This is a genomic window from Plectonema cf. radiosum LEGE 06105 (assembly GCF_015207665.1).
Taxonomy (GTDB): Bacteria; Cyanobacteriota; Cyanobacteriia; order Cyanobacteriales; family Nostocaceae; genus Rivularia; species Rivularia radiosa_A.
In genome coordinates, this window is record NZ_JADEWL010000010.1 from 32,646 (window position 1) to 49,521 (window position 16,876).

Below are 16,876 nucleotides of genomic sequence, written 5' to 3' on the forward strand. Positions count from 1 at the left end.
TCCAATTAAAGAAAATAAAATTTACTTCAAAAAATAAAAGCTGAAATATTAATTCTTAAACTTGTTTTTTTCAAATAAAAAAAACTTTATCAACTCTTTTTATCTTTCTCTGTAATATTACTTAAATCATACCAGGGGAATACCCGAATATTTGATACTATGAACTAGTAGTGCTAAATATAACTCTGAACCTGCAAATAATACTTAAGGAACAATAATGGAAGATTCTGCGTTTTCGCGGTTGAAACCTTATCTAGCTTCGGATGCGATGGTGGATGGGGGAGATATTCCTACCTGTCCAATTCCAGTTTTTACAAAGGGTATGCAGGCTAACAGTTTCTTTTTTGGACATCCAAAATGGGCATCGGAATATTTTGAAGATAGTCATCGCAGCGAACCGTTTAAAGAACGTTGGCAGGCTGTAATGGGTAGCTGGGATGACAAAATAGTTGTAGATATCGGTTGCGGTCCTGGTAATGTCTATGCAACGCTGGGTGGTCTACCCAAACTTTTAATTGGGGTTGATATTTCTCCAAGCGCTCTCAAAATGGCTCGTGAAGTTGGCTATACACCAATTTTGACTGATGCTCATCATTTACCGTTCATAGATGGATTTGCAGATATCGTAGTTGCAAATGCTACCGTTCATCATTGCGATGATATGGGTAGAATTTTGCAAGAAGCTGGGCGGTTGGTGCGTCCTGGTGGATTATTATTTACTGACCAAGACCCCCAGCGTACTGCTTGGAATCTAAAAGGAGTAGGTTTATTTATTCGGGATATTAGATATCCTCTCTATCGTCTGTTGAGGAGCAAGCATTATATTCCTTACGAGGAAAGATATGCACGGTGGAAAACCGAAATTCATAACCAAAGACCAGGGGACGGAATTACACCTTCTGTGTACTATGAAGCTTTGGAACCATTGGGTTTTGAGGTGAAATTGTACCCTCATAGTCACGATTTAGGTGCTGAAGTACTTGAGGGTAAAAATGGTCGGAATTCTTGGAGATTGAGATTAAGTCAACGGTTATCAGGTATCAATCCAGACACTCCAGAAGCTGCACAATCGATTATGTGCATCGCTAGACGTATTAGTTAGTTAGGAGAAGTCGGGTTTTTACAATGATTATCTTGTTTTACAGATATTTAAGGGAAAACCCGACTTCTTGATAATTCCTGATCAATAATCTTCTCTCTTTTACTAATCCTAACTCCTAACTCTTAACATTTCTTCTCGATTCTTCTTCTCAAAATACTGTTGATGTTCTTGGAAAGCTAACCAATAAGCCTGGCTTTGTTGAATTTCTGTCACAATATCTTTTTGGTATTTCCCAGACTCTTGTAGTTGCTGTTTTGAATTTCTCGCTATTACTTCTTGCTCGGAATTATGAAAGAATATTACAGAACGATATTGTTCTCCCCTATCAGGTCCTTGACGATTTAAGCTTGTAGGGTCGTGGATTTTCCAAAATACTTCTAATAATTCTTCATAACTAATAATTCCAGGGTCATATTCAATTTGTGTAACTTCAGCGTGTCCGGTAATTCTAGAAACTACATCAAGATAACAAGGATTTTCAAAATGTCCTCCCATATATCCAACTGTTGTAGAAACCACACCCTTTAATCCACGAAAAGCAGCTTCTACTCCCCAAAAACAACCTGCACCAAATGTAGCTTTCATCTTAATTATTGTAATTTTTTAATCATTATTAGGACTTACACAACTGGCACGTTTTTACTACGCTTCTACATTTTTATCTCATGATAGGTGAATTCGATAGAGTAAGAAGTCTTTTATTACTGTTATGAGTTTGTTACCGATATTGATCATAAAAACTTGACTTCTGTGATTAAGGGGTACTCACGTTAATGATATACTCTGCCAAATAAATAGAAATCAGTTATGTATCATGAATGGTGTCGATCGCCTACAAAATATTCTGACTAATTCGACTGTTGGTGCTGTACTAAGTCCCATATCTCAACTCAACCTTCCTAATTGGTGGTTAGCTGGAGGTGCTGTACGAAACACAGTTTGGCGTTCAATTTTTGGCGAAAACTGTAAACTGTTTATCAAAGACTTTGATATTGCATTCTTTGACGAAAATGGCGAGCGCAATCAAGAATTAACCGCGAAAGCAGCTTTAAATACTGTATTTCCAGACTATCTATTCGATATCAAAAATCAAGCCAGCTTTGGCCGATGGCGTTCTGGTAGAAAAATTTACACTAGCACTGAAGACGGTATCAAAAATTGGCTGCACACGACAGCAGCCATCGGTGTACGTTTAAATACTCAAGGAGAATGGGAATTTTTCACTCCTTATGGTTTAGACGATTTATTTAATGGTATTATCCGCCCAACTCCAGCAAATATAGATAATCCAGATGCACAGCTTAAAGCCGATGGGTATTTGCAGAAATGTCCTTGTTTGCGGTTGGTGTGAATTTAAGGTGAGTTCGATGTTCGCTGCTTCTATCACTGGTTAAATCATAAGCAAGCTGCAAAACCTTGATTTTTCCTGGGGTTAGAAGTCGGGTTTTTATAACTATTGTCTGTTACTACAGAGATTTATCCTCAAAACCCGACTTCTGTGATACTCGAAAAGGAAGATAAGGGGACGGAAATTTAAAATTGCTTTCTCCGCTTTCTTTAACTCCTAACTCCCATACCCCATACCGAATTTCTAATCGCTGTTGACTTCAAAATAATAATATGATACTAATGTACTATTAATCAATAATTGGGATTGAGAAATTCCACTTATATCTGTTAATAGGAGAGCATAATAGATGAAGTTTAGCAAGCTCGATTTAAGTAATTTATTAGGTATAGCTCACTCTGACGGATACTTACAATTATTAATTGATAGAGGTGACGAACTGGAGCTATTGGAGATACCCGCACCAATACAAGCTTATGAAGGATTGCAGGATTTAAATGAATTAATTGCGGAAGTTCCACCATTGTTAGAGGAACAAGAGTTTGCTATGTTACCAATAGCCTCAACAATGGCAAACGCTGTTGGATACGACTCTGAGAATGAAGTTTTACAGATAGAGTTTAATAGTGGTGCGGTATATGAATATTCAGATATAGATGAGGATGCATCCGATGCAGTGGGTAGGTATTTCAATCAGAATATTAAGAGTAGATACCAATCTCAACGTATAGATAATTTTTATTGAACTGTTGTACATTCGAGGGGATATAATGCTTACTCTACAACAGTTTGAAATATATCAATTAAATTAAAATTTTAAAGTTTCCTGGTGCCACGGCTAATTGTTTTTAAAGCGATTAGCCTTTACTTTTGCAATTGGAGTAGTTTGATGTCAGATAATCGTTAAGTACTCTTAACAATAGTGATAGTAATTAAACGAGTTATGAGAACATTAGTATAACTAACGTTGATAAATAGAGTTTTAAGAATATGGAACAAAATTACAAATCAACGGTTGTCATCACGGGTGCTTCCTCTGGAGTTGGCTTGTATGCTGCGAAAGCCCTTGCTAAAAAAGGATGGCACGTAGTAATGGCTTGTCGCAATTTAGAAAAGACTCAAACAGTAGCTAATGAGGTGGGAATGTCACCTGAGAGCTACACTATTATGCATCTCGATTTGGCATCTTTAAATAGCGTGCGTCAATTTGTGAATAATTTTCGGGAAAGCGGTAAATCCCTGGATGCTTTGGTGTGTAACGCTGCGGTGTATTTACCTTTGTTAAAGGAACCGATGCGGAGTGAAGATGGATATGAGTTAAGTGTTGCGACAAATCACCTGGGACATTTCTTATTATGTAACTTGATGTTGGAAGATTTGCAAAAATCATCTGCTTCTCAACCCAGGTTAGTGATTTTAGGAACAGTAACAGCAAATCCCAAAGAGTTGGGAGGAAAGATTCCCATTCCCGCGCCTCCAGATTTAGGAGATTTAAAAGGTTTTGAATCCGGTTTCAAAGCACCGATTGCGATGATTAACGGTAAGAAATTCAAAGCGGGGAAAGCTTATAAAGATAGTAAACTTTGTAACGTTTTGACTATGCGGGAATTACACAGACGCTATCATGATTCCACAGGAATTGTGTTTAGTTCACTGTATCCCGGATGCGTTGCTGAAACTGCTTTATTCCGCAATCACTATTCCCTATTTCAGAAAATATTTCCTCTATTTCAAAAGAATATCACCGGCGGATATGTATCTGAAGAACTGGCTGGTGAAAGAGTTGCAGCAGTAGTTGCAGACCCAGAATATAATAAATCTGGTTCTTATTATAGTTGGGGAAATCGTCAGAAGGAAGGTAGAAAATCTTTTGAGCAAGAAGTTTCTAACGAAGCCTTGGATGATGATAAAGCACAACGTTTGTGGGAATTAAGCGCGAAATTAGTGGGAATTGCAGGTGAGCAAGCAGTAGGTGCTGCTGCGAGTACTGTGTGAAGTTTGACGTTATCGTTCCCAAGCTTTGCCTTGGGAATGTATTTTATTAATTTATGGTTAGTCGATTACTTTGCGATCGCGATATTCAAGCTACGATAAAATCCTCAACATTTGTAATTTTTCATTAAGTTAAGTTAGATAAGTGAATTTACAAAATGGCTTATAGTGATTTTAAATTAGCTCAAGTTATCCAAAGTTTTGGATTAACAGTTCATGAAGGTTCCAGAATATTTGCTCATTTTCCCGAAGAAAAATGTAGCGACTTACTTTCAACTATTCTTAAAGAAAATGTAGATTTAGCAATTGCAATCAATACAGAAAAAGCCCGTTCTGAAATGATAATTAGTCCCATATTACTTGAGGTTAGGCGTAAACTTGATAACAAAATCAGTTTATTTTCAGGAGTAGATTTTAATGTCGATAGTGCAAAAGGATTAAATGGCTTCTGTGACTTTCTGATTAGTCTTTCTCAAGAACAGCTTTTTATCCGCGCACCTGCAATTACTCTAGTTGAAGCAAAAAATGAAAATCTCAAATCTGGATTGGGTCAGTGTATTGCAGAAATGATTGCAGCCCAGCTATTTAATCAAATGCAGGGAAATACAATTAGAAGTATTTATGGTGTAATATCGATTGGAACGATTTGGCAGTTTTTAAGATTAGAAGATGATAATATTTATATTGATCTAAGTGAATATTATATTCAAGATATTGAAAAAATTTTAGGAATATTAATAAATGCACTCAGACAAAATTAAACCTTCTCCTTTGCTGGAGGTATTCCTAATTTATTCAAAGTAGCATCAATCTCTTCTAAAAGCTGAAAATCTTCTTGAGGTAAAATACTATTACTATATTTTTCTAAAAACGAAAATGCTTGTCTAAATTGATAGGGTGTTGCTTCTATTGGTGCATCAAAATGACAGGGAATTATTCGTTTAAAGTCCCAATTAGCAACTTTATCAGCCCATGCAATAGTTTCGGATGGTGCGCGGTTGAGAATTAAAGTTTGTAAAATTGGTGCTACGAATAATCTACCATCCCCGTGTAACGCATCAAAGCAACGCTGCCAATTTGATTTCCATTGAAAAGGATATAAACCAAAGTAAGCGTTCTTAGAACGTTCTGAGGCTTGAAACGCATTACGGAATACTTCCCTCCATTTGGGTAAATCTAAGACGCTGGGGCGGAAATATAAGGCAAATAAAGCGATACGTTGCCATCCTTTGCGACGGTTTTCTGGAGTATTTGCAATAATATCGGTTGCTTTATCTTTAGCGTGGAATAGTAAAGGGTATGAGTCTAATTGAATAATTGCGGGAGGTTGTTCGGGGACGGAAACGATTGAATCCGTAACTAAAAGAGTTTTTGATGATTTATGGAACAATGCGACCTCAGCGAATCTACCCAGCCCTAGTTCGATGGGACCAAGAATGGAGTGGTCAAATTCGTTCGCGAAAGGTATTTTACTGCTGTCTTCTGCAAGTACTTGAGTACGTTTTCCAGGTATACCCAACCAACTCAAGGGAAGATTTACAGGAAAACTCCATTGTTTGGGTGCAACAAATACCTGTGAATCGGCAAAACGTCTGGCAAAGGGACCGACAAATACTTTATGTTCTAAGCCCGATATGGTGGGCAATATTATATACTTTATCTTGCCATGCTCCGCCACTAATTCTTCCACAAGACGAACACATTCTGGAGTTGGTGCTACTGGTGCATAAACAAGTAAACCACCTTCATTTAACTTGACAACAGTCATGCGGATGGGGACAACAACGTAGAAAATGCCTTGAAGCTGATCAAAAGTCCAAATAGTATCCTTGACTACTTCTTTACGGATTGTGCGCCGTTTACCAAATGGGTAAATTGGCAAAGTAAACCAAAAGCGCCATGAATAGTCTTGAGTATTGCTTGGTTGTTCTGACCTTTGGAGCATTTTCATCGTCGTTTGTTGTATCATTCCACGAATCGGGCGAAAAATAGACAATTTTCTTATATCTATCTTGTCCTGAGAATATGGAGTTTAGCAAATCATGATTTGATTTAGTTTGTTTTCGTTGTTTAAGTACAATATAGCTTTTGTAGTGCGGGCCGGACAGCCCGCTACGGGTGTACCTCATCACAGCCGGAAATTCCGTATGTTCTCTAGTATGTATATAGTTGAACGCGATGATGCAGCCAAGTTTACACCTGTTAATTAATGGGTGAACTACCTACACTGACCTTCGGAGAGCGTGTAGGCTTCCCAATTCATTGGGGATTGCCTCGACCTTCGTAGATTTTTTACGTCCCGAAGATTTTGGTCTTACATCCCCTCCAAGGGCAGAAGCGCTAGTTCCTAACGCCAAAATTCGCAATCCTTCATTCCTAATATTTATTGCAGCATTGATATCTCTATCATGCTGTTTGTTGCAGTGCGGACAATCTACAAACCTCACACCCAAGGAATCATATCCTTTCTGTAGCATTGGGATTGGTAGTAGCGTCTCGCTACAAAGTTGAGAAGATGGGAAGAAACGACCTATTTCAATATAGGTATGACCGAATCTCTCAGCTTTATATTTGAGCATGGTTTGAAACATTCCCCATCCTTGGTCAGATATTGCTTTTGCCAAGTTCGGATTTTTAACCATGTTCTTAACTGCTAAATCTTCCACACAAATAACTTGGTTTTCGTATGCTCGGACAGCGAGATAGCTTGTGTAGAAAATCTTCTCTAACCCTAGCGATTTTGCTAGAGACTTTTGCAACTAACCGTTTGATTTTACGACGCTTGTTAGATTTTTTATCCGTCTTTTTAGCTAGTTTTTTCTGTTTACGCTTTCTATTCTTTTCTAATTTAGCTAATTGTTTTTTGGGAAGGTCATACTTAGAACCGGACGAGGTTATAGCAAAGTTTTTTAACCCTAAATCAACACCTATAGCTTCTCTAATTGCTACTACTGGCGTATCTTCCTGGCTAAATAAAATAGAAGCATAATACTTACCATCTGCGTTTCTTGATATTGTTACAGTCGTGAATTTGCCAGACGGTAGTTGTTTGTGAAACACAGTTTTAATCAACCCCAATGTACCGGGAAACTTAATGACAGAATCTTCTGGAATTAACTTAACGTTTTGGGGATATTGAATAGATTGTTTACCATGTTTAGATTTAAAGTTAGGGTATTTAGCGCGACCCTCAAAAAAATTGACAAACGCGCTAGAAAGATTAAATGTGACTCGTTGCAATACTTGACTGTATGCAAGTCCTAACCATTCATATTCTTTTTTTAATCCCGGAAGCAATTTATCCATTGCCGCTTTAGAAAGACCTTTCCCTGTCTCTTTATACGTTGTGGAAGTCTTGTTAAGCATATAGTTCCACAACCAACGGGTATTCCCAAAACATTGGGAAAGATAGGTTTCTTGCGCGTCTGTCGGATAAATTCTAACTTTAACTGCTCTATACATGGTATCGACCTTACCGTGTTTACTTATTCATGATAACACATATTTGAGATAGTGTGTTACTTAAAAACAAATATTTTGCTCGTCTCGTCGCTGTAGTTTTCTTTGTTCTCGCTTCGCTCAAATGCATTCAAACTACGCAACTCGCAATCAGGAGCAATTCATCTCAACACCTCCCCCAGAGGGTAGGTGTGAGCCTTCTTGCTGTTTAAGGTAAAATTTCAAAAATAAAGACACAGATTTCAGACAAATTCGATAAGCTGACAAAAGCAGTTTCGCGAATTCAGAAAATGACAGCAATTAGCCCGACAATTTTGGCATTGGACTTTGACGGTGTAATCTGTAACGGACTGATAGAATACTTTCAGGTAGCTTGGCGTACTTACTGCAAATTTTGGTCTTGTGCTAATCAAAATCAAAATCAAACAGAAGATTTAGCGAATAAATTCTATCGTCTGCGACCAGTAATTGAGACGGGTTGGGAAATGCCTGTTTTAATTAAAGCATTATTAGAAGGATTTGAAGAAGATAAAATTCTGCAAGAGTGGGGTGATATATCCCATAAAATTCTTCGACAAGAGGATTTTGTTGCTCAAGAAATTGCTGGAATGTTAGACAAACAGCGAGATGAATGGATAGCCACAGATAAAAATGGTTGGCTGAATTTACACAAGTTTTATCCGGGAGTAGTAGAAAAAATTCAAAGTATTTATAATACTCAAATTGCTTTATATATAGTAACTACTAAAGAAGGACGTTTTGTCAAAGAATTATTGCATAAAGCAGGCTTCGATTTACCACAAGAAGCAATTTTTGGCAAAGAAGAAAAACGTCCCAAATACGAAATTTTGCGAGAATTAAAGCAAGAAGCCAATGATTTAACAGTTAGTTTATGGTTTATCGAAGACCGGATACAAACGTTACAAAAAGTTAAGGAGCAACCAGATTTAGAAGATGTAGAATTGTTTCTTGCCGATTGGGGTTATAATACCCCGAAACATAGAGAAACCGCGAAAAAAGATATGCGAATTCAATTAATATCGCTAGCTCAATTTGTCCAAGATTTTGATAAATGGCAATCTTGAATAATTGACAGTTGACAGTTGACAGTTGACAACTAACCACCAACAACTAACTCAAAACTCCTAACCCCTAACTCCTAACCCCTAACTCCTAACTCCTAACTCCTAACTCCTAACCCCTAACCCCTAACCTTTAACTCATTATGCTAGACCTTAGTAAACTTGCGGGACAAATGCGTGGTTTGAGTCAACATTTGACGGCTGAAGCTGAAGCAAATCGTCAACGTTTGCAATTAGCCCAAAAACATCTTGAGGATGCTTTTTCCAATCAAGATGAGTTAGTTAAAATCCAACAGAAATGGCGTGATCGTATTTTGTTTGCAAATGCAACTCCCGTGGAACCGCTACATACTTGTATTGATATTATGGTTCCTCCAAAAACTCATACTGTAATTGCTACTGATGGTTCTCAAATTGCTCCTAACCATCACGAAATTGCTTATTGCTATCTCCTAAATATCGGTAGAGTAGTCTTACATTATGGACAAAATAAACACCCACTTCTAGATAGTTTGCCGGAGATATTTTACCGTCCCGAAGATTTATATATGTCTCGTCAATGGGGAATTAGAACCGAAGAGTGGATGAGTTACCGACGCACCGCAAGTGAAGCGGTGGTATTGTCGGAATTGGCTATTGCAGCAACGGAGAAGGGACAAAGGGATGAGGCGACAAAGGGATGGATGGATAAGGAAATAGGGGGGCAAGGAGACAAGGGGAATATTTCTGCATCTAAATCTGTTGCGGAAAGGGTACCAAATTTAGCGATGGTAGATGGTTCGCTGATTTACTGGTTTTTGGAACAATTACCTTTTGACGCTAGAGACCATATTTTACCGCCGATTTTGCAGTCTTGGAAGGATTTACGAGATGCGGGCATTCCTTTGATGGGTTATTTGAGTGCTTCACGGAGTATTGAGGGAATGAATTTTTTTCGGTTGTCTGCTTGTCCTCATCAAGCACCAGATTGTATCAGTTTTTGCCCCAATCAAATGGAGAAGATTCCTTGTAAAGTTTTTGAAGGATTACGAGATAGTACTTTGTGGTCAACTCAACTTAAACCGGGACAGCGGAGTCCTTTGTGGCGTAGTAATTCGCGAATTTTAGATTTATACGAAGACCAGCAAATTTACTTTTGCTACGTTCACGTCGGTACGGAAATAGCACGGATAGAATTTCCCCAATGGGTAGTAGAAAATACCGAAATGTTTGAGGAATCTTTGGGGTTGATGTTAGCGCAAGTTCATAAAGGATATGGTTATCCAGTGGCTTTAGCAGAAGCTCACAATCAAGCGGTTGTCAGAGGTGGCGATCGCTCTCGTTTCTTCGGTTTATTAGAACGACAAATGATTAAAGCTGGGTTAAAAAATGTCGGAACTTCTTACAAGGAAGCACGGAAGAGAGGAAGTATTGCTTAATTAGGAAAGGAGTTAGTTGACAGTTAACAGTAAATTGAGTGATTGGGAATAGTCACGTTCCCTTTGACCTATAACCTTTAACCTATTTTTCTCGTTACAATAGTTGTCAAATAAATACAAATATCATATCGTCCCTGAAAATGCAAAATTTAGGTACTTTACAAATAACAGGGCTGGGTTTAGAGCTGTTTCATACCCAAAGCAATACTTCCTTTGAAATTCCCCAGAATTATCCAGTTATTCGTATGGGGAAGTCAAACGAACAGGTTCCTATTGATATTGATGTTTTGGGTTTACCTTCTGCTGATATTGTTTCGCGAGTCCACGCAGAGATTCTTGTCGAAGGTAATACTTATTATTTAATCGATGTGGGTAGTTCTAACGGTACTTTTATTAATGACAATAAGCTGGAAGCCCGGACACGCTACCCACTCCAACTAGGAGATCGAATTGACCTCGGTTACGATAAGAAAGTAACTTTTATATTCCAATACAAACAGCAAAGTAAACATACTGCGATTGTAGAAAGTAATCAACCTACCACTATCCAACATCAACGTATCAATAACAGGCAGCAAGTACAATTAGTAGACGGTAAAAGTAAATTTGTTGGTTTAACATTGATGGTTGTAGGAATGTTAATCTTCGCTGCAAATACTCGAATTGGTATTGGTGTTGGTATTTCAACTATTTTATTATTGATTGGGGGAGTTGTAATTCTCTTGCAGCGTCGCATTAATCGTAATTGGGGATGGGTTTTAATCGGACTCGGAACTGCATTAATCGTCTTTTCTGGTAGACTATTCGCTTCGTTTAATCTTTTAGCTGTCCTCTTATCAGCTAGCTTGATATTTATGGGATATAAATTATTTAAAACCGGGACAGTCTTTGGTTATGGTTTGAATTCCCTTAAAGGAAGAAAAGAATAATCATCAAAATTATCTAGTTTTTACTCCTAAGTTTTACTAAGTTATGGATTTTGTAGTTTGAAATACTGTTTTAGCTGCTGGCTAATCTTTCGATTAATTGAATTATATTATTCTCTAATTTTCTCAGAGCAATGGTTGGTAATCCTTGATGAGAATCACGAATATTCCAGTATTCAACTTTATCTACCCACTCAGGAAATCTTTTCAACATTAGAGGACGATGTTCAGCTTCATTCATAGCAATTATAATCTCAGCAGTCTGAAAATCTTCATTATTGACTTGTATTGGATTTCGTTGTGTTTTAGGAAGAATTACTCCCTGACTTTGAAGTTTTCTGATTGTAAACCAAGAAATAGCCCCAATAGTTGGTATTCCTCGACCTAAAGCGATACCTCGTGAATCAGCTTCCCATTCTAGTCCTTGCTTTCTGGCTAAATCATTAAACAGGAGTTCTGCAAAACGGCTACGGAAATAATTCCCAGTACAAAGAAATAGAACTTTTTTCATATAGATAGAATGTTTTTGTTTTCGGTGTCTCAAAAAGTTTAAAGCTAAATAGCTTTCATTTCTTGCATTTTTAATCACAAAAAATATTCTTTTTTTTATCACTTCATTCGTAGTGACTAAGAAGTCGGGTTTTATAATTATTTTTTTGTATTTAGAGATGTTGAATCTGAGAAACCCGATTTCTGATTACGAATCTTTAATTACAGCTAATTGGGGTGACTTTATCAGATAATTACGTAAGTCCGATTAAATTTAAAAACTATTTACTTTAATTAAGAGAAAATTCGGTAGCTGATTTACCTTGCGACTAGTTATATTAGGTGGCATTCCCTAAAGTTCGATTTTCCATTGTACCTAAGCGTTTATCGACCTATTTACCAGTCACCATATGCATTTGCACGCAAATTCAGAAAATAATTCCCAATTGTTCCAAGTTTTTCTGGAACATACACCAATAGCTGTGGCAATGTTTGATCAAAAGATGTGCCTGATAGCGGCAAGCCACAAATGGCTGATAGATTATGGCTTGGATGGTGAATCTGTAATTGGTTGCTGTTATTATGAAATATTTCCTCATACTTCAGAAAAATGGAAGATAATTCACCAACGTTGTCTAGCTGGTGCGATAGCAAAATGTGAAGCTGATAAAATGGTGCGTATTGATGGTGAATTGGAGTGGATTGAATGGGAATGTCGTCCTTGGAATGATAGTAATAATGAAATTGGTGGAATTATCCTTTCCTCAAAGAAAGTTACCGAACAAATGCTATGCGAGCAAGCATTAACAGCCAATGAAAGACGCTTCCGCAAGCTTGCTGCCAATCTACCGGGAGTAATTTATCAATTTCAGTTGAGTGCAAATGGCACAATGTCATTTCCTTATATTAGTTCTGGTTGTCGTAGGTTTTTAGAAATAGAACCCATAAAGGTAGAACAAAATTCCCAGCTTATTTTCGATTTGATTCATCCTTCGGATCGAGAATCTTATCTCGATTCAATGAAACTTTCGGCAGATACATTATTACCCTGGCTATGGGAAGGAAAAATAATTATACCTAGCGGTAGATGTAAATGGGTTCGCTGCATATTAAGACCTGAAAAACAAGCAGATGGGGATATCCTGTGGAGCGGACTGATGATTGATATCAGTGACAGAGTACAAATCGAAGAAAAGTTAAAAAAGTCTCAGCAAGATTTGGAAACAAAGGTACAGTATCGCACAGCAGAACTGGAAAAAGCTAACAAACAATTGCAAGCTCAAATTGTCGGAAGACAACAAGCTGAAGACTTGTTACATCAAACAGAAGCACGGTTTGAAAAACTAGCTGCGAATATTCCGGGAATGATTTATCAATACATATTATTTCCCAATGGTACTAGTTGCTTCTCCTATGTTAGTCCTGGTTGTTATCACCTTTATGAATTAGAACCGGAACAAATTCAGCAAGACATTAACAGTGCTTTGGACATAACTCATCCCGATGACCTACCAATCTTGCAACAAGCAATCGCAGTTTCCGCTCAAACTTTAGAGCCTTGGAAACAAGAATGGCGAATTATCACTCCATCAGGAAAGTTAAAGTGGTTACAAGGACATTCCCGACCATCCAAGCAAGCTAACGGCGATATTGTCTGGGATGGTATGATAATGGATATTAGCGAGTTGAAACAAGCAGAGGATGCGCTCAAACAAAGCGAAGAAAAATTCCGTACTTTGTTTGAAAAATCAGCAGATGGAATTCTTTTATACAACGGTAAAGTTTTTATAGATTTTAACCAAGCAGCGGTAGAGATGATGGGCTGCACTACCAGAGAACAACTGATGCGTATGGCACCATCAGCAATATCTCCCGAATTTCAACCTGATGGTACTTCCTCTCTTGATAAACAGATGGAGTTAACGAAAATTGCTTTTGCTAATGGTGGTCATCGTTTTGAATGGACAATTCGTCGCATAGATGGTACGGATAAGCCATTAGATGTACAATTGACAGCAATTCCCTTAAATGGTGAACAGGTATTTTACACAGTTTGGCGAGATATTACAGAACGTAAGAAAGCCGAAGAAGCCGTAAAACAGTCAGAAGCACGGTATCGAAAACTAGCTAGTCGAGAAAAATTACTTAATAGTCTTGCTAGTCAAATTCGCAATAGTCTTGATATAGATACAGTACTAGAAACAGCGATTAACGAGATTAAGTATTTATTAAATATTGACCGCTGTAGCTTCTCTTGGTTTGAACCAAACGTCGAACCTCCGATTTGGGAAACGATTAAAGAATCAAAAAATCACAATTTGCCTAGTTTGCTAGGTCGTCATTCTATAGATAAAGTAGGGTCAGTGACAGAACTATTTTTAAAGCAAAAAATATTACAAATAGATGACGCAAGCAAGTGTGAAGAACCAATACATCGGGAATTTTTAGAAACTTTAGGAATCAAATCAGAAATTGTGCTGCCGATTCAGACTCGTTCCGGTAAAATTGGCGTAATTGTTTGCGGTCACTGGGCAGAAATTCGTCCTTGGATTGATAGTGAAGTAGAATTACTCCAAGCAGTAGTAGATCAAATTGCGATCGCGATTAACCAAGCCGATCTTTATGCTGAAACTCAGCAAACTGCACTGAATGCTCAAAAACAAGCGCAACAGATAGAGCAAACGCTGCAACAACTCCAGAAAACCCAATCTCAGTTAGTGCAAAGTGAAAAAATGTCTGGTTTAGGTCAGCTAGTCGCTGGAGTGGCTCACGAAATCAATAATCCTGTTAATTTTATCTATGGCAATTTAATTCATGCTAGTAATTATACTGGAGACATATTAGGTTTACTCAAACTGTACGAGCAAGAATATCCTCAACCAACTCCGGAAATAGAAGAGGAAATGAAAGCTGTAGATGTAGATTTCTTAGTTTCAGATTTACCTAAGTTAATGAAATCAATGATGGTAGGGGCTGAAAGGATTCGGGAAATTGTGCAATCTTTAAGAACTTTTTCCCGCCTTGACGAAGCTGAAATGAAAATGGTAGATATTCATCAAGGCATTGAAAGCACTTTGATGATTCTGCAACATCGCTTTAAAGCTAACCAGGAACACGAACAAATTGAACTAATTAAGCATTACGCTAACTTACCTCAAGTTGTTTGCTTTGCCGGACAGCTCAACCAAGTGTTTATGAATTTGATTGCCAATGCTATTGATGCCCTAGAAGAAGGAATACGCAAGGGTGAAGTATCCGCTCCCAGAATTACAATTACCACAAAAATGCTAGATAGCGATCGCCTGGCAATCCACATTGCAGATAATGGTACGGGAATACCTCCAGAATTGCAGCGACGTTTATTCGACCCATTTTTTACTACTAAACCTGTTGGTGTGGGAACTGGTTTGGGATTATCAATCAGTTATCAAATAATTGTTGATAGACACGGTGGTCATTTACACTGTTTTAGCGAACCGGGACAAGGTACAGAATTTGTGATCGAAATTCCGATTACTCAACCACAGAACACTTAGTAAAAATCCCATTAAATAAATTTCCCCATCCAATAACTGGATGGGGAAGATTCATCTTGGTAAAAATTTATGGTTTAGTTGCACAAACTAATGAGAAATAAGAATGGGTTGAAGTTATGGAAATATCTTCAAATCCTGCCTCTTTTAAAAATTGATTAACTTCACTTGCTGTATATTGCTTACCTTGAGTCCACCAAATCATACACATTGAGTATGAAGCGGCTGTTGCAGGTCCATCCTTTGTATCGTTTAAAAGCATTTCATGTAAGTAAATACGACCACCTTTAGGTAATGCATCAAAACTATTCTTGACTAAATGCTGGCATTTTTTTTGTCCCCAATCATGAAAAATATTACTAAATAAAATAGCATCGTAACCACCAGGGAACTGATCAGTAAAGAAATTAGCAGAGTATGTGTCTATGCGATTTGATAATCCAGCTTTAGAAATATAACCGGACGCAATTTCGCATACTACTGGTAAATCTAGAATCGTACATTGCATTTGAGAATAGCGTTGAGCTAAAGCTACTGAAACAGCAGCAGAACCTCCTCCGACATCGAGAAGACGTTTTACCCCAGTAAAGTTACCATGATTTGCTAGACCTAAAGCACCAGGCATTGTCATACTCTGCATGGCACCAGTGAATAGTTTGGCTTTCTCAACTTCTACCTCGTGAGCTTCCCAAACATCTTGTTCCTGGTAAACGCTTGACCTATCATTTGTTAATGCTTCTAATAATACAGAATGCGATAGGGGATTATTCGCCATTAGCTTGAGCATTCCACCCCAGTAATAAGGGCTTTGAGGAAGTAAAAAATTGCGAGAAACTTGGGTGAGATTAAATTTACCGCTTTGCTGAATCAAATAGCCTAATGAGGTAATTACTCCTAAAAGAGCTTCAGTAGCACGTTCGCTCAAAGAAAGGGTTTCGCTTACCTCAGATGCTGTCTTCGGTGCTTCTGCTATCAAAGCAAACAATCCTAACTGATCTGCTACTGTCAACGTTGGAAAATGAAACATGGACATCCATGTTTTCCAAAGTAATCCATCATCACACGCTGGCACAGCAAATTGTGATTTTCCACTTAATAACCAAACATTATTTTCATCTTGATTTGTTTGCTGTTTTCCAAATGCTATCAAATCTGTCATAAAATTATCTTCCTATATTGCTAGCTATTATCAAGAAATAAGTACATTAAATATCTTGTACTAAATTTAATCGTGCAACCTGACAACCCAGCAGCATAAAGATACATCATATCTTCTACAAATATCGCTCTTTTCTTGTTTAAATCAACAGCAAAATTGTGCTGCAAAACTATTCAAAACACTTTTGATAACGATTTAGTTTAAATTATTAAACTATTAATGACATGAGTAAGAACTCGGATGAAAATATTTTTTTTGGTCAAAATCAGTGAGAATGCTTACAAATTTAAAATTTATAGACCTCATAAAGTAGTTAGAGCCAAATATCAAAATATAATAATGATTGAGATTATAGATTATTTTTACAC

At 37.5% G+C, this 16,876-nt stretch carries 15 protein-coding genes; 9 read left to right on the forward strand and 6 right to left on the reverse strand.

The window, feature by feature from the left end; all coding sequences use genetic code 11:
* Positions 1 to 217 precede the first annotated feature (217 nt).
* Positions 218 to 1,102 (forward strand): class I SAM-dependent methyltransferase, encoded by an 885-nt coding sequence (locus IQ247_RS04970; protein ID WP_193917647.1) that lies wholly within the window; start codon positions 218 to 220, stop codon positions 1,100 to 1,102.
* Between the two features lie 108 nt (positions 1,103 to 1,210).
* Here IQ247_RS04970 and msrA read toward each other — a convergent pair whose 3' ends face one another.
* Positions 1,211 to 1,687: a peptide-methionine (S)-S-oxide reductase MsrA gene (gene msrA / locus IQ247_RS04975; RefSeq protein WP_193917649.1), complete on the reverse strand. Its 477-nt coding sequence runs from the start codon at positions 1,685 to 1,687 to the stop codon at positions 1,211 to 1,213.
* 229 nt (positions 1,688 to 1,916) lie between these two features.
* Between msrA and IQ247_RS04980 the strand changes: the two genes are divergently transcribed.
* The 4 genes from IQ247_RS04980 (at position 1,917) to IQ247_RS04995 (ending at position 5,203) form a co-directional block, all read left to right on the forward strand.
* Positions 1,917 to 2,453 (forward strand): nucleotidyltransferase family protein, encoded by a 537-nt coding sequence (locus tag IQ247_RS04980; RefSeq protein WP_193917650.1) that lies wholly within the window; start codon positions 1,917 to 1,919, stop codon positions 2,451 to 2,453.
* A gap of 346 nt (positions 2,454 to 2,799) precedes the next feature.
* Complete coding sequence (locus IQ247_RS04985; protein ID WP_193917652.1) at positions 2,800 to 3,195, forward strand: KTSC domain-containing protein; 396 nt, start codon at positions 2,800 to 2,802, stop codon at positions 3,193 to 3,195.
* Positions 3,196 to 3,440: 245 nt separating this feature from the next.
* Entirely contained in the window at positions 3,441 to 4,445 is a 1,005-nt protein-coding gene (locus tag IQ247_RS04990) for a protochlorophyllide reductase (protein WP_193917654.1), read from the forward strand.
* 155 nt (positions 4,446 to 4,600) lie between these two features.
* On the forward strand, positions 4,601 to 5,203 hold the full coding sequence (locus tag IQ247_RS04995) for a hypothetical protein (protein WP_193917656.1): 603 nt from the start codon (positions 4,601 to 4,603) through the stop codon (positions 5,201 to 5,203).
* Here the strand turns inward: IQ247_RS04995 and IQ247_RS05000 are convergent.
* The 3 genes from IQ247_RS05000 to IQ247_RS05005 form a co-directional block, all read right to left on the reverse strand.
* Positions 5,200 to 6,393 carry a DUF4336 domain-containing protein gene (locus IQ247_RS05000; RefSeq protein WP_228059494.1) on the reverse strand — a complete coding sequence of 398 codons (1,194 nt, stop codon included), beginning with the start codon at positions 6,391 to 6,393 and terminating at the stop codon, positions 5,200 to 5,202. The two genes, IQ247_RS04995 and IQ247_RS05000, sit on opposite strands and share 4 nt — an antisense overlap.
* A 271-nt stretch (positions 6,394 to 6,664) precedes the next feature.
* Positions 6,665 to 7,084: a zinc ribbon domain-containing protein gene (locus tag IQ247_RS33740; protein WP_322745426.1), complete on the reverse strand. Its 420-nt coding sequence runs from the start codon at positions 7,082 to 7,084 to the stop codon at positions 6,665 to 6,667.
* 4 nt (positions 7,085 to 7,088) lie between these two features.
* Positions 7,089 to 7,904, reverse strand: coding sequence for an RNA-guided endonuclease InsQ/TnpB family protein (locus IQ247_RS05005; RefSeq protein WP_322745427.1), 816 nt, complete (start codon positions 7,902 to 7,904; stop codon positions 7,089 to 7,091).
* A 287-nt stretch (positions 7,905 to 8,191) separates the two neighbouring features.
* Here IQ247_RS05005 and IQ247_RS05010 point away from each other — a divergent pair, with 287 nt between their 5' ends.
* The 3 genes from IQ247_RS05010 (at position 8,192) to IQ247_RS05020 (ending at position 11,330) form a co-directional block, all read left to right on the forward strand.
* On the forward strand, positions 8,192 to 8,986 hold the full coding sequence (locus IQ247_RS05010) for an HAD family hydrolase (protein ID WP_193917658.1): 795 nt from the start codon (positions 8,192 to 8,194) through the stop codon (positions 8,984 to 8,986).
* 140 nt (positions 8,987 to 9,126) lie between these two features.
* Positions 9,127 to 10,401 carry a DNA double-strand break repair nuclease NurA gene (locus IQ247_RS05015; protein ID WP_193917660.1) on the forward strand — a complete coding sequence of 425 codons (1,275 nt, stop codon included), beginning with the start codon at positions 9,127 to 9,129 and terminating at the stop codon, positions 10,399 to 10,401.
* A 140-nt stretch (positions 10,402 to 10,541) separates the two neighbouring features.
* Entirely contained in the window at positions 10,542 to 11,330 is a 789-nt protein-coding gene (locus tag IQ247_RS05020) for an FHA domain-containing protein (protein WP_193917662.1), read from the forward strand.
* Between the two features lie 70 nt (positions 11,331 to 11,400).
* Here the strand turns inward: IQ247_RS05020 and IQ247_RS05025 are convergent, their stop codons facing one another.
* On the reverse strand, positions 11,401 to 11,838 hold the full coding sequence (locus IQ247_RS05025; protein WP_193917664.1) for an arsenate-mycothiol transferase ArsC: 438 nt from the start codon (positions 11,836 to 11,838) through the stop codon (positions 11,401 to 11,403).
* Positions 11,839 to 12,226: 388 nt separating this feature from the next.
* Between IQ247_RS05025 and IQ247_RS05030 the strand changes: the two genes are divergently transcribed.
* The gene (locus IQ247_RS05030; RefSeq protein ID WP_193917666.1) at positions 12,227 to 15,352 is read left to right on the forward strand and encodes a PAS domain-containing sensor histidine kinase; all 3,126 of its coding nucleotides are present in this window, start codon (positions 12,227 to 12,229) and stop codon (positions 15,350 to 15,352) included.
* 67 nt (positions 15,353 to 15,419) lie between these two features.
* Here the strand turns inward: IQ247_RS05030 and IQ247_RS05035 are convergent, their stop codons facing one another.
* The gene (locus IQ247_RS05035; RefSeq protein ID WP_193917668.1) at positions 15,420 to 16,508 is read right to left on the reverse strand and encodes a methyltransferase; all 1,089 of its coding nucleotides are present in this window, start codon (positions 16,506 to 16,508) and stop codon (positions 15,420 to 15,422) included.
* Positions 16,509 to 16,876 lie beyond the last annotated feature (368 nt).